The sequence below is a fragment of the Paenibacillus sp. J31P13 genome (assembly GCF_056269295.1).
This window is the reverse complement of sequence record NZ_JBWDNR010000001.1, coordinates 1064441-1077859: the sequence shown is the minus strand read 5'-3', so window position 1 is coordinate 1077859 and position 13419 is coordinate 1064441. Positions and strand designations below refer to the sequence as shown.

Annotated in this window: 13 protein-coding genes; 3 read left to right on the top strand and 10 right to left on the bottom strand. The window is 41.6% G+C overall.

All coding sequences use genetic code 11. From position 1 onward, the window contains the following. Nucleotides 1–124 precede the first annotated feature (124 nt). The 4 genes from AC0YOD_RS04935 to AC0YOD_RS04920 all read right to left on the bottom strand — a co-directional run bounded on the left by AC0YOD_RS04935 (nucleotide 125) and on the right by AC0YOD_RS04920 (nucleotide 4682). A complete protein-coding gene (locus AC0YOD_RS04935) occupies nucleotides 125–853 on the bottom strand; it encodes an ABC transporter ATP-binding protein (protein ID WP_475798110.1) in 729 nt (242 codons plus the stop codon). Continuing rightward, nucleotides 853–1950 (bottom strand): ABC transporter permease, encoded by a 1098-nt coding sequence (locus AC0YOD_RS04930; protein WP_475798109.1) that lies wholly within the window; start codon nucleotides 1948–1950, stop codon nucleotides 853–855. The genes AC0YOD_RS04935 and AC0YOD_RS04930 overlap by 1 nt, the downstream gene beginning before the upstream one ends. Before the next feature lie 222 nt (nucleotides 1951–2172). Continuing rightward, on the bottom strand, nucleotides 2173–3930 hold the full coding sequence (locus AC0YOD_RS04925; RefSeq protein ID WP_475798108.1) for a sensor histidine kinase: 1758 nt from the start codon (nucleotides 3928–3930) through the stop codon (nucleotides 2173–2175). Beyond that, complete coding sequence (locus tag AC0YOD_RS04920; protein ID WP_475798107.1) at nucleotides 3927–4682, bottom strand: response regulator transcription factor; 756 nt, start codon at nucleotides 4680–4682, stop codon at nucleotides 3927–3929. Before AC0YOD_RS04920 ends, AC0YOD_RS04925 begins: the two co-directional genes overlap by 4 nt. 189 nt (nucleotides 4683–4871) lie before the next feature. Here AC0YOD_RS04920 and AC0YOD_RS04915 point away from each other — a divergent pair, with 189 nt between their 5' ends. Beyond that, nucleotides 4872–5903: a M23 family metallopeptidase gene (locus AC0YOD_RS04915; protein ID WP_475798106.1), complete on the top strand. Its 1032-nt coding sequence runs from the start codon at nucleotides 4872–4874 to the stop codon at nucleotides 5901–5903. Nucleotides 5904–6094: 191 nt separating this feature from the next. Continuing rightward, complete coding sequence (locus AC0YOD_RS04910; protein ID WP_475798105.1) at nucleotides 6095–6571, top strand: small multi-drug export protein; 477 nt, start codon at nucleotides 6095–6097, stop codon at nucleotides 6569–6571. Nucleotides 6572–6635: 64 nt separating this feature from the next. Here AC0YOD_RS04910 and AC0YOD_RS04905 read toward each other — a convergent pair whose 3' ends face one another. Next, the gene (locus AC0YOD_RS04905) at nucleotides 6636–6938 is read right to left on the bottom strand and encodes a hypothetical protein (RefSeq protein WP_475798104.1); all 303 of its coding nucleotides are present in this window, start codon (nucleotides 6936–6938) and stop codon (nucleotides 6636–6638) included. A 195-nt stretch (nucleotides 6939–7133) separates the two neighbouring features. Continuing rightward, nucleotides 7134–7946 (bottom strand): alpha/beta fold hydrolase, encoded by an 813-nt coding sequence (locus AC0YOD_RS04900; protein ID WP_475798103.1) that lies wholly within the window; start codon nucleotides 7944–7946, stop codon nucleotides 7134–7136. A 337-nt stretch (nucleotides 7947–8283) separates the two neighbouring features. On the opposite strand from AC0YOD_RS04900, the gene AC0YOD_RS04895 reads away from it, so the two are divergent. Further along, a complete protein-coding gene (locus AC0YOD_RS04895) occupies nucleotides 8284–8865 on the top strand; it encodes a dihydrofolate reductase family protein (RefSeq protein WP_475798102.1) in 582 nt (193 codons plus the stop codon). 124 nt (nucleotides 8866–8989) lie between these two features. On the opposite strand, the gene AC0YOD_RS04890 is transcribed toward AC0YOD_RS04895, so the two are convergent. The 4 genes from AC0YOD_RS04890 to AC0YOD_RS04875 form a co-directional block, all read right to left on the bottom strand. Continuing rightward, the gene (locus AC0YOD_RS04890) at nucleotides 8990–9628 is read right to left on the bottom strand and encodes a LysE family translocator (protein WP_475798369.1); all 639 of its coding nucleotides are present in this window, start codon (nucleotides 9626–9628) and stop codon (nucleotides 8990–8992) included. Next, the gene (locus AC0YOD_RS04885; protein ID WP_475798101.1) at nucleotides 9628–10455 is read right to left on the bottom strand and encodes an AraC family ligand binding domain-containing protein; all 828 of its coding nucleotides are present in this window, start codon (nucleotides 10453–10455) and stop codon (nucleotides 9628–9630) included. The genes AC0YOD_RS04890 and AC0YOD_RS04885 overlap by 1 nt, the downstream gene beginning before the upstream one ends. A gap of 102 nt (nucleotides 10456–10557) precedes the next feature. Further along, nucleotides 10558–10983 (bottom strand): DUF3888 domain-containing protein, encoded by a 426-nt coding sequence (locus AC0YOD_RS04880; RefSeq protein ID WP_475798100.1) that lies wholly within the window; start codon nucleotides 10981–10983, stop codon nucleotides 10558–10560. Nucleotides 10984–11074: 91 nt separating this feature from the next. Next, nucleotides 11075–13339, bottom strand: coding sequence for a hypothetical protein (locus AC0YOD_RS04875; protein WP_475798099.1), 2265 nt, complete (start codon nucleotides 13337–13339; stop codon nucleotides 11075–11077). Between the last annotated feature and the right edge of the window lie 80 nt (nucleotides 13340–13419).

Here is a 13419-nt window from a genome sequence, read left to right as displayed (position 1 = left end):
AAGCTTACAAGTAGATAAAAATGAACCTGGCCATAAAGAAAAAAGCCAATCCTGTTTTCACAGAACTGACTTACTAATTAAGAGAGGAAGTTTCATAGAACTATATTAAATAGTTCCGTTTTCTTTAAGTCAAAACGACAGATTGGGGCTTTATGTCTCTTTGAATCTTATCATCTTTTTGTTCAAAGAGCATCCCATCTTTAATAGTTACGATGCGATCGCATAGATCTAACACTCGCTCATCATGCGTAACCATCACTGCAGCTTTTCCTCTTTGCTTCACCTCTGATGCGATCAACTCCACAACCGCTCTCCCTCGTTTAGAATCAAGGCTGGCAGTTGGCTCATCTGCAAGAATAACACCAGGATCATTCATAAACGCTCTTGCAATTGCAACCCTTTGACGTTCCCCGCCAGACAGCTTCTCTGGATAGTAATTCATACGATGCAGTAAGCCTACCTGATCAAGTAGTGATTTTGCTTTACGTTCTGCATCTTTGCCACTCATGCCTGCTAATTTTGATACGAGCAGCAACTGATCCATTACTTTCAAATAGGGAACAAGGTTGGATGCTTGAAAAATGAATCCCAAATTCCGAACTCTTACTTCACTCATTTCACTCGAAGAAAGATTGGTTACGTCCTTCTGATTAATCAAAATGCGTCCGCTTGAAGGAGAAAGCAAGGCCCCTGCAATGGAAAGAAAGGTGCTTTTCCCTGAACCAGATGGTCCAACAACGGCAACAAACTCCCCTTCTTTAACGTTTAACGAAACCTTCTGCAAGGCTGTAACAGCCGTTTCGCCTTCTCCATAGATTTTATTCACATTTTCAAGAATGAGTTTATCCTTCATTATTCAACCCTCCCAATAGCTTCAATGGCATCGACTTTTGCAATCCGATTCAATGACAACAATGCCCCAATGATCGAGACCAGTATAAGCAGACCTGAATATTGAGATAATACATTCACACCTAATTCAAACGGCATGCTCTCAGGCAGGATTGCACTTACTCCAAACGTTAGTCCAATACTTATTGCGGTAGCTACAATGGCTAAAAGCAACACTTGTCCGACTAAATTTTTCGCAAGGTAGGACGTCTTGGCTCCGATAGCTTTTAGTACACCAAACTGGTTGATCTTCTGCAGGGTTATAACATAGAAAAATACCGCTTGAATAAAGGCAGCTATGACTATCAAGAAAGCGATCATCATCGTCAATGATCCTTGTTCTTCTTTAAAACCAGGTATTCCTTGCACCGCTTCATTTTTTGTAATAACTTCTACATCCGAAAAGCTTTTTTGCAGCGTTTCCTTACTAAGACTGTCTGTTTTAACAACAATAGCGTTATAATAAGGGGTTTTCTTACCAATGGATGCTTGCATCAGATCTGCGAAATGCTGAATATCCATAAATACAACTGGACTATGGCTGAATTTCTGATTTTTTGTAAATCCAACGACCTTCCATTCGATGCCTATTTCCTTATCTCCTATTGTATCGCCTAATTTAATCCCATTTTCTTTGAGTGAGGAATCTACAACCACTTCATTAATTGCATTCATATTTTTGCCTTCTGAAATTTTAGGCATGAGCGTTCCCTCGGGATCGACTGCAAATACTCCGATATCTATTTTTTTCTTCGAATCATTTTGATAAACCGACATCATGCTTTGAGCAAGAGGCTCAGCATTTTCAGCACCGTCTAATTGACGAACTTCATCCAACTTTTCAGTGGGCAGTGAAGAACGAGTCAGTTTATGTTCTGAATCGGCTTGTAAAACAAAATAATCAGCATCCATATTTTTTAAAATTGAAGCATTATCCGATGATAATCCGTTAGCTAACCCCGATACGATAAAAGTTAACCATGCGACAAGCACCATAATTAATCCGATTAATAAATATCTGCCTTTCGAATATTTTAATTCGCGTATGGCTAGGAACATGTTCAAATCATCTCCATTCATCCAGTTGATACGTTTAGTGTACTTTTGGAATATGAACAACTCATGAATGGATCATTACAAATTCAAATCTAGCAATTAGTTATTCCGTTAATGTTAAACATCTACTGAGAAAATGAAAGAGCAGAACGTCAAAGTGATGTTCTGCTCTTATAAACATAAAAGAACTGCTTGATCATTATCGAAACATGATCAAGCAGTTCTTTATTTTTTGGGGAACATCAACTTAATGATGGTTCCTTCCCCAAGCAGGGTATGAACTGTAATATGGCCGCCCATTGATTCAATCAATCCCTTGGATATTGCCATGCCAAGACCAGATCCATTGGATGTGGATGCCGTATCCGTACCTCGATAATAACGTTCAAACAGTCGGTTTAATGTAGCTTCATCCATACCATCACCATCGTCGGCGAATTGTATCGTTATTTCGTTTCCCTCTTCATTTGCCAAGAGAGAAACGGTCAGAACCGTATCTGGAGGGTTATGAAGCAGTGCATTAGCAGTTAAATTATTAACAACTCGCTCCAGCCATGGGGTGTATAATTGAATCCTTAAATCGGTTGGTGCAGCCTGAAATACAATTTGCTGCTTCCCGTAAGCAGGATCAGCTGCAGCCTGTTGGAGCGCATCATTCAACCATGCGTTTAATTCAACCTCCATCGTCTCTGGAGGAAGAATCCCTGTCTTCAATCGATATGTCATCGCAAGATCGCTGATCAGCATATCCATATGAGCTGATTTGTCCAACATGGTCGATGAAAACTTACGAATCTCCTCACTCGACCAGTCGTATGCAGGCTCCGCCAGCAAATGAGCATAACCAGTAATAGAAGACAAAGGCGTTTTCAAATCATGTGTAATACCAGCTATCCATTCCTCCCTCAAGCTCTCAGTCTGTGATCGTAAAGCTTGATCTCTCTGCAAGTTGGCGGATAATTTTTCAATCGAAACCATGACATCGGAAAAAACACGGTATCTTCGCCTCCATTTGCCTGCTACTGTTCGGCTGCGATGCAGTCCTCTGCGATCAACAGGCTCTTTGTATACAGCATTCCCAATGGAATCGAGCCATACGAGCATATGGAGCATCGGTGCGCCAAATCGGTGGGCTTGCCATAGCGAGAGGAGTACAAACAAGACCAGCAAAGCAAGAAGCATGGCAATGGAGCCAATGATGACAACCTGAGCTTCTTCAGGAATCCACGCCTTTTTGCCCATATCTTCCCCTTTGTTAATCGGCTCTCCAACGATCCAAGTACGTTCCGTCCGCTCGTCATAGGAGGATACCATATGGTATCCGTATCTTTCACTATACATGGTGCGAAGCGCTAGTTCTTGAACGGAATACTGCGATGGCAACCCATCAGGTTTGTTAAAAGATACGAGTTCCACACCCGCCATATCAATAAGCTGAACAAAAGCATTTGCAGTAATTATATTTCTCTCCAAGGAATCTGGCAGCACTAACTGTTCACTCGTAACTGTAAATGCGCCTTCAACCAACTGCTTTAATAGAGGGTCTAAAATATTAGGAGCCCCGTATACCAGCGTGAACAGTCTTCCATCCTTCTGCTGAATCCATAGTGCAATATGGTAAGGAAATGACGTCTCTCCCGTCCAATAAGAAACCAACTCGCCTGGTCCATATTGCTTAGGTACATCCTTAGGTGTATTATAGGCGCTTTCTACTATCCCATTCTCATCAATACTTTGCAGCCATCCTTTATTTTTCTTCACCTGCTCTAGCAAGCTCGGAGCAAATCGAATACCATCCTTGCCAAGCTCTGAGGATTCTACCAGCTGCTCTAATCCTACACTGGCAAAATCACGCGTAATGCTAATCTCAAAAAAACGATTCAACATCCAGAAGACAGCTAGTGTCGCAATCAGCAGAACGACCGTGCCTGCAATCGCAAGCTGAAGGATAAACTTTAACGTTAACCGTCGTTTGATATTCATAGCGTGGTAATCTCTTTCAGCTCTGCTTTAACTAGCTTGTAGCCAAGACCCCTGACGTTAACGATAAATTTCGGGTTGGAAGGATCGGCTTCAATACGCTCTCTTATGCGGTGTATATGAACCATGACAGTATTATCATCACTGAAAGCTTCTTCCCCCCACACCTTCTCATACAGTTCGCTTTTACTGAAAATTCGATTGGGGTTTTTACACAAGAAATGCAGTAATTGAAATACAAGCGCTGGACATGTAACAGCCTGACCCTCGACCAGCAGCTCCCCTGCTGCTTCATCTAGCTTAAACCGACCGAAATCGAAGACATTCGATGATCTCATGAGAGATGCTTCTGAAATATTTCCAACGGTCGAATGCTCAATCGAAGCATAAAATCGTCGCAATTGCGCTCTTATGCGAGCAACCACTTCAAGAGGATTAAAGGGTTTGGTTATGTAATCGTCTCCGCCTATAGCAAATCCAGTCAGCTTATCAAAATCTGACGTTCTCGCAGACAGAAACAGAATGGGCGCGTTCGTCGTTTGCCTGAGAAAAGGACATATTTCAATTCCGCTGCGCCCTGGCAACATCACATCTAATACGATTAAATCATATTTTTTGACTTCACAAGCATTAATAGCCCCTTCACCTGTTGTTGCTGTATCAATATGGATAAAGCCTTCCTTACGCAGTACCGTTTGCATAAGCTCTAGCAAAGATTGCTCATCATCAACAAGTAATATTGATGCTTCATTCATTTGTGTAAGCTCCTTTCCCAACGTTGTTTTATCATCATAGCATGATTTTTTTGGATATGATTCATTCTTGTCTTAACGGAATCTTAATTCGTATTCCTAAGCCGTTAAAAAAATTAAGAGTGCGTTAATGGTCGGTTTCATTAGATCTAAGACTCCCTTGCTACAATTGCACTTAGGGAGATGATATAGATGAAGAAACCATCAACGAACATCATTAACGGAGCTGCTGTGTCTGCAAAGGTAGCATTAACTGCTGGCTCACTCGCTTTGCTTCTTACGGCATGCGGAGGAGGAAATGCTGAAGTAGTCAACACTGATCCGAAGGCTGGACAAACTACAAGTTCGCCCACGGAGACCAGCGAGAGGCTTATGCCAGATGATCTGCCAAAGGCACTGCTGGAAGGCGATTATAAGGAGATTTATGCCCTCTTTAACCAACCATTGAAAGATGCGGTAAGTGAAGCAGATTTTATAACAACGGGGAAGGAGTTTACGAAGGATATCCTCACTTTTGAGAAATCCTCTACCATGCAGCTTAATGGATTTGACCGTCGTATATGGGTAAGTGATGCCGGAAATAAGGGTCTAATGGGGATGTTTGATCCTGACGGAGTCATTACATCAATCCAAGTTCAGGAGCTTACCCCTTCAGTTGAAACGGACAATAGCCTTAGCAAACATGAATATACTTTGCCTTTCCAGGGCGACTGGTTTGTATTTTGGGGTGGAGATAATGTGCTCGTAAATTATCATTATGAATTAGAGATCCAGCGCTACGCTTACGACTTTATTCAAGCAAAAGATAAGTTCTCTTACAAAGGCGATCCACTCAAAAATAAAAGTTATTATGCCTTCGGGAAGAAGATTATCGCTCCTGCTGATGGCACAGTCGTATCGGTTGTGAATGATATTGAAGATAATGAGCCGGTTGGGGTCATGAATCCGAATCAGCCTGCTGGGAATGTCGTTGTCATTGAGCATGGGGGTGAGTACAGTCATCTAGCTCATCTCAAGAAAGGCTCTGCCACAGTAAAGCCTGGGGATAAGGTCAAGAAAGGTGATGTCATCGGGTTGACGGGCAATTCAGGAAACAGCAGTGAGCCTCATCTTCATTTCCAAGTATCTGATGGAATCGATTTATTCACTTCCCGTTCCATTAATATTAAATGGGAAAACCAATTGAAACCGATTCAGGGTCAAACGATAACCGCTGCCGATTAGCCAATTGGAATCCTATCAAGCCAGTCATTCCGATATAAAGAAAGAAAACAGTGGTGTCCTATCAGCTCTGTGAGCTGCTTGGACAACCACTGTTCATCGTGATAAGAATATAGCATTTAAAATGATGGTGAGTTCTCGAGTAACTGAAACAAATTAACAAACTAGAAAAATTTTGAACTGGAGGAATAAATATGATGGAATGGATACAGCAAGCAGAAGGAATATGGCCTTACATCGTTTTATTCTTACTCTCAGCAGCGCCATGGCTGGATGTCTTTCTTGTCGTTCCACTTGGTATCATTGCAGGATTATCACCGATTGCTGTTGCGATTATCGGTTTTGCAGGAAACTTCCTCTTGGTATTGCTTCTAGGCATCTTCTTTAATCAATTTTCTAAGTGGAGAGAGAATAGAAGATTGAAGAAGGGCATTACCAAATCAACGAAAAAAGAGACCCGAGCTAGACAAATTTGGGAGCGTTATGGCCTTCCCGGACTTGCCCTGCTCGCTCCCGCTATTGTTGGTACGGATATCGCCGCTTTACTAGCTTTATCGTTTGGTTCATCGCGAAAACGCGTCATAAAATGGATGGCGATCAGCCTTGCAGTATGGACAATCACGATGACTCTCGGTTCCGTATATGGGTTCGGTTATATGAAATGGATTTAATCCGCTCAGTCATTTAAAGCTGTGAGCAGGTTGAATATGAGATATTCAAAAATTGAATATCTGTCTATACGTTAAATTTCTCTTTCTTCTGTATGCTCAACCCAGATGCGCTCCTGACAAATTGATACCGGTAAAGCACGACTACTGCGATGATCACAAGAGACATAACGACGAAAATGTTACTATACACATGTGCGGCATCATTCGTAACCAAAGGATTAAACTGCAAGGAAACGGAGCCTTTGTCGAGTATCTTCCCGACCACACTCATAGCCATTGCCCCTGAAATAAAATTGATCATCGAGAGTAATCCCATGCCAACACCGGTCTCTTCTTTTGGCAATGTCTGCGAAATCGTATTTGACATCGCGACCTGCATGAAAGTCTGTCATACATTTCCTAGTATTAGAATAATTGCAATGATAAATGCCGATACACCAATAAAAGTAGAAAGTAATGAGAAGGCTATGAATATCAACTTACCCCTCGCTTATTGTCGATCGTTTATATGATTAACTCATTCCACAATCCACTTGAACAGTGATAGATGTTCACTTCCCCCTTAGTTATTGCCCTTAAAGAATAAAGTAAGCTCAGGTGCAATTATTTTTGTAGCGAGCTTCTTGGTATGACCAAGTCCCTTTTTACTTAAAAGTTCGGCATTGGGGAGCACGTTAGCCAGCGCTTTGGCACCATTACGGAGTGCCACCGGGCTTTCAATACCTTCGAGGACGAGTGTTGGCATCGTTACACTGTTCCACAATTCGATCGGGAGGGATTTGCCATCCATGTATCCATCCATCAATGCCGCATCGTATGGGAGAGTATGGGCTACGGCCATTAGGTTGGACCACACTCCTGGCATCATACGCATCAAGCTGATCACAAATGAAGGCGCACCCATGCCCTTAGTCATAAAGTACTTGATCGTTTCGGCTTGACGATTAGCGGCAATTAGCTGCTTAACATGCATGACGAAATCTTCCGGCGGCTTACGATCCCCAGCATCAACAATAAATGGTGGCTCATGCAGTGCTAATTTTGTAATGTTTAACCCCTTTGCTGCTGCCTGTAGGGCAAGAACTGCCCCAGATGACAAACCCCAAACATATGCCGAGCCACCGGCTTCGTCAATTATAGCCTGAAGATCTTCAATTTCTCGATCTATAGCATACGGCTGCGTATCTCCGCTATCTCCGCGTCCTCGACGGTCGTAGTTATAAACTGTAAAGTGCTGGGACAATAAATTAGCTAACTCCACTTGACCCGGGAATTTACGATAGCTGAATGCACCTGCCACTAAGATGAGTGCTGGTCCTTGACCCATTTTATCATAGGCGATCTTTGTTCCGTCATTTGAAAATACTGAGTTCATAGTAAGTCTCCTTTGTATTCTTCAATTTTGTTTAACGTTTTAAGAGGACTCCAGTTTAGTTATTGAAAATCCCATCCTCTATTAAGACAACGAATAAATATCAGCAAGATCGACAAATTTTAAAAAAATATTTAAAAAAAGTTTTGGGACTTCTCATTAACCTGATCAGCTCAATCTCACCTTCTCCGAATCCATAGGGGTCAGGCAAGTGAGTAATTTTAATTAAAATTTCTCCTACATGTCGATTTTAGAGTAAATCATTCGTTGCTTACATAGAATCGAAGTTCGATAGAACACAACGATTGTAAAATTTTCTAAAATAAAAAGGAGAGTCAAAATGAGAAAAATAATTGTACAGCAATTTGTTACGATGGATGGCGTTATGCAGGCTCCAGGTGATGCTAATGAATTCGAGTATGGTGGGTGGCAGAAGACGTATGTTTGTGAAGATCATCTGACTTATATTGTTGCACAAGCAAATGAGGTAGAAGCTCTTCTACTTGGACGAAACACCTACGAAAATTTTGCTGCAACATGGCCATCAATGACTGGAATGCTTGGGCTCGCTGACCGGATGAATGAAATGCCGAAGTTCGTAGTATCAAGTAGCTTGAAACAAGTTGAGTGGAATGCAACGCTACTGTGTGGAGACATCATTGAGGAAATAATCCAACTCAAAAAGCAATCAGGTGGAGACCTTTTGGTTGTAGGCAGCAGAAAACTAGTTCAGACATTAATGATGCATAACCTCATTGATGAATATCGAATTTGGGTGCATCCTATTGTCTTGGGGTGCGGAGAAACTTTGTTCAGAGATGGAAGCGGGGTGATCGCACTGAGTCATATTGACACCAAGACGACAAGTACTGGCGTTGTGATACTCACCTACCGACCAGTGAATAACATCAACAATCTTTGATAATAAAACTATATTTTACTTTTAAACTCTTCCTGTTTCATATATTGATAATAATCGAAAAAGTTCCAAGAGAAAAGACATCCACATCCTCTCTCTTGGAACTTATGGTGTTATGTAAATCAATTTAAATAACCGTTTTCACTCCAAATCCTATTAACATGACTCCCGTTGACTTTTGAAAGGCTTTTTGAAATTTAGGTTTTTTCAACCATTTTTTCATATGATCCAACAGATACACCAAGATCAAGAACCATCCCACTGCTATCATCGTTAGGATTAATCCCAATCCGATCAATTGCTGATTTGTATCACCTTTTAGGTCAATGAATTGAGGCATAAATGTGATGTAAAACAAAACGGTCTTAGGATTAAGAATATTGCTGATAGCACCTTGTAAATAGGATTCTTTATAATGACGATGCGAATTCTTTTCTTTAACAATTGTTTGCTGCTTGTTCTCATGAACATCCTCTAATGAAAATGTACTTTTAGACAAAAATGCTCTTAAACCTAAATAAAACAAGTAAGCAGCTCCTAAATACTTTATGGTATTAAATAGAATTACGGACTGGGCAATGATAACGGATAAACCAAGAACAACAATAATAGTCCAGAAAGTAAGTCCTGTCGCCATACCGAGTATCGTATAACGCCCTGCTTTTGCACCATGGTTAATTGTATTTTTCATAATAAGTACCGTATCAGTGCCAGGCAACATAGACATCATAAGAGCCATTAAGATATAAGCAAGCAAATTATCCATCATGTAATTCCTTCACTTTCAAAAATTCTCATATATTGTTTTGGTGTTAATCCAACCAGTCTTTTGAAAAATCTCGTCAAATGACTTTGATCACTAAATCCTGTTAAAAAAGACACTTCGATTGGCTTTATTCCTTGTTCCAAAAGCTGTTTCGCATGATTGACCCGAATGGTTTCCAAGTAACTATTAGGAGAGATCCCCATTCTTTTCGTGAAGGTTCTAAGTAAATGATATTTGCTCCATCCCGATAAAGCACTTAAGTCATTAAGCGTAATCGTTTTAGTGAAATTATCTTCCAAATAGTTACATACTGTTTTGATTTCATGAGAGGTTTCTGAAGTTGATGGAACGACAGTAAGATCAGAATGAGTCTGAATGAGCTCTTCCAATAAATATAAAAATAATTCCTCCTTCTCTAGCCCATTCTCATCTTGCGAAACTTTCAAATGTAACTCTCTTAAATTGCGTACAAGCTCGCTATGAAATATTACGTTTTGTTTGAAGCTTGGGAGGCTTTCATGACCATTCACTTCTAACATAGCCTTTTTCATAACTTCTGGTTTCACATTAATACAGCGATAATCTAGCGTTTTCCCATCAATCTGCTCGCAACTATGCGTATCATAAGGGTTGAATAGTAATAAATCTCCTGGATTAATAATGTATTCTTCGCCTTTGCATACTAAATAGCGCTGCCCTTTTTCAATAAATCCGATTACATAATATTCATGAAAATGTGCAGGAAATTTTTGCATGATTCCTTTAAATCGATAAGCCTCGATGTTTAAATCAGAATCAAGATAAACCGTTCGGATCTCATTTAACATCAAGCTTTCCTCCAATACTGTATTCATAAGTCTAAAAATATCAATTATTATATAACTATTCTTGTATGATATTGCGCTAAACAATAATAAGTAATTTGATTACTATTTTAAAACGTCTATCCAGTTAGGAGGGAAATCAGCCTTCTGCGGATCTTTCAAATGCTTCCACGTTACTAGCTTTACATTATCAGGGTTCATAAGAGATAAATCAAATGTAAGACTATCCTTGCCAACAGGAATGTGTGGACCAACTGTAGGAACCACTTCAAGTGTTATTAAAAAATGAAATCCTCGAAATCCATTAACCCGTTTCACATTCGTAACATTTACAAAGTAAGGATAAACCTCTGGTGAATAATGCAATAGGTTAGAATAAATTTCATCTATTTTCTTATCTATGTGCGGTAAAAGAAATAACATCAGCATATCTTGATACATTAATTCTTTGAAATCTTCTTGAGGCTTTTCAATAGCGATTATTTTCATTTCTTCTGCAGCCTCGACGATGTTATGTTCTATGCCATTCACTATGGCACATAGAAGCAACAATAAAAACAACCATTTCCTCAGTACAATCACCCCTATTTATTTGGGGTATTGTTTCCACGAATCCATTAATCTATTCCAGCAGCAACTCCAATGTTTCTCCTGCTTGCACAGCAATTCGCTTCCATGAAGCAGATGCATATTGTCCAAGCGGCCGATTCGCTTCCTCCTCCGTTTCCGTAAGCAGCTTCACATAAGCAGGGAAAGCAGTCTTATTGCTAATTGTAAGTCTTAATCCCTGATCTCCCCCATCTTCAAGTCTGCAATCAACCTGATCAATAACCACCATATATCCATTTGTCTTATTCACATAAATGCCGGGAAGCTCCGCATACGAGAGCATGAGAGCCACCTCGCACCAACATGAATAGGGAATCACCTCGCCTACATAGGATTTCCCTTCCCAATCGCTCATGTTCACTCTTTCGCTCATATAGCCAGTCGGCATGTTAATGCCATCCCAGCCCATCACCGGTCGATCTTCGCGCGACAAATATTGCGCCATATTGCCTGCAATTTCTTTAAGCAAATCCAAATAAAGCAGATTACCTGTTGCCCTATATAGCTTGAATAACGAATCACCGGATAATGTACAAATACCCGGAGCACTATGCTTGTTCTGAACATTTGCAATTACAGAGCCTTTCGTGCGGATATTCAGCTGCTCAAAGGTGGAACCTTGTGGAAATCGAAAATCATACGAGACGCACCAGCTCATGCACTGCAACGCTGCTTCCTCAGCACGCTTGAGCCATATCCGATCACCGATTTCCTCGAATAGAACCATATAGGTTTCTAGCAACGCAAACGCAGATTCGCTATCCGGGCACTGCAAGATTTCTCCCGGACCACCAGTTGTTACTCCTTGTAGAGTAAATTGACGGTAAAAGTATTCCGCAGATTGTTCGGCAGCAACTGTATAAGCTTTCTCCTTGAAATAGATACCACTCAGCGCAAGTCCAGCAGGCGCTATGCCCGCGCCCGCCGAGCCGCCGACTAGGATATCACCGGACCCAGAATGAACCCACTGTCCGAATTGTCCATATTTACGCCAAAGCTGCACAAACGCATCAGAAAGCCTCCGTGTTCCTACGAGCCAGTTATCCGGTATATCAAATGAAGGTAGAAGCTTCTCTATCGCAATGAAATGCTTCATTATGAAATACAAAGCATCCGCGCTCTTCCGTAAAATATGCCATTGCTCGGGATGATCGCGATCGGGAGCATCGTTGAATTCATCACCATACCACTGCCCTTTATAGCATACACCGTGGAAGAAACCTGCTTCCGTCTGGCTGCTGAACATGAATCGCAGCGTATCTAGTGCCCGCTGCAGGGATAGCTCATTGCCTTCAAGAAGCATCGCATAGCTGGACATTCCGCCGCCCACCCACCCGATTTGCCAATCTTGATGCTTCATATCAATCGTCCCTACCGCGTAATAACGGAGCTGTTCATTCCAATTCATCGCATTATACTTCTGCTCCTGGATCTCCCAGGCTGCAGAAAGTGGCAAGCTGGGAGACAAATTGGACTTTGGCCTACCTTGTTGCCTAACCAAAGCGAAGTACTCAAACAGATCATTTACCGTCTTGCAAGGGAAACGATGAACTTTGCTTCTCAGCACGACGGCATCACCTGGCATGAAATCATAGCCTCGATCCGTACTCGGCACTGTTGTCGTCGTCATTTCGTATTTCATCCTAGGCCTGATGCCGGGGGCTTGAAACCATATTTGAGCAGCCCGACGATCTTCGTTCTCCTCCATATGCATGGAAGTGTCTCCCAGGTCCGTTTCTTGCTCCGTCATGAACAGCCAGCCCATGCCGGTCTTCACATCGATTACACCGATAGCGGGCGTTGCTGCATCACCAGTTAGTAAGTGAAAAGCAGACGCCATACCTGACTCAATCGACAATCGAGGAACATCCGTAATGAGCGTATGAACATCAGGCCCACGATCATCCAGCTTGGTCCAGCATGGTGCATAAGGCAGTTTCCTTACGCTGAAACGGTTGCCATTATATATAGCTCCGGGAACAAGAACATAGTTAAGCTCTGACCAATCGTTGAAGGAAAACGATAGTGAAACAGCCGTTTGCTCCGAATAACCGGCTGACTGAAATTCTGCAGTTAGCTCGAGTCCCTCTATAAGGTCAATATCCCCTTTTGTATCAAGCGTAACGCACCATTCCGCACCAGTGGCAGTGACAGCCTTTCCTTTTGCTCCATCCCAAGAAACCTCACTATGCTCAAGCGGTTCAGCATTTTCGTACCTCTCAATGAAAGCCGCCAGCTTTACGTTTGCATTCAAGATCCCCTTATCTGCAATGGTCAATCGTCATTCTCCTTCCTATCGTTTCCCTTAATCGCTCAAGTCGTACCTTAATTTCTTTCCCTCCATTCGCAGACTGCTAG

Coding starts and splice junctions, on each gene's coding strand:
- AC0YOD_RS04935 (WP_475798110.1), bottom strand. CDS start 853: ATGAAGGATAAACTCATTCTTGAAAATGTGAATAAAATCTATGGAGAA.
- AC0YOD_RS04930 (WP_475798109.1), bottom strand. CDS start 1,950: ATGTTCCTAGCCATACGCGAATTAAAATATTCGAAAGGCAGATATTTA.
- AC0YOD_RS04925 (WP_475798108.1), bottom strand. CDS start 3,930: ATGAATATCAAACGACGGTTAACGTTAAAGTTTATCCTTCAGCTTGCG.
- AC0YOD_RS04920 (WP_475798107.1), bottom strand. CDS start 4,682: ATGAATGAAGCATCAATATTACTTGTTGATGATGAGCAATCTTTGCTA.
- AC0YOD_RS04915 (WP_475798106.1), top strand. CDS start 4,872: ATGAAGAAACCATCAACGAACATCATTAACGGAGCTGCTGTGTCTGCA.
- AC0YOD_RS04910 (WP_475798105.1), top strand. CDS start 6,095: ATGATGGAATGGATACAGCAAGCAGAAGGAATATGGCCTTACATCGTT.
- AC0YOD_RS04905 (WP_475798104.1), bottom strand. CDS start 6,938: ATGTCAAATACGATTTCGCAGACATTGCCAAAAGAAGAGACCGGTGTT.
- AC0YOD_RS04900 (WP_475798103.1), bottom strand. CDS start 7,946: ATGAACTCAGTATTTTCAAATGACGGAACAAAGATCGCCTATGATAAA.
- AC0YOD_RS04895 (WP_475798102.1), top strand. CDS start 8,284: ATGAGAAAAATAATTGTACAGCAATTTGTTACGATGGATGGCGTTATG.
- AC0YOD_RS04890 (WP_475798369.1), bottom strand. CDS start 9,628: ATGGATAATTTGCTTGCTTATATCTTAATGGCTCTTATGATGTCTATG.
- AC0YOD_RS04885 (WP_475798101.1), bottom strand. CDS start 10,455: ATGTTAAATGAGATCCGAACGGTTTATCTTGATTCTGATTTAAACATC.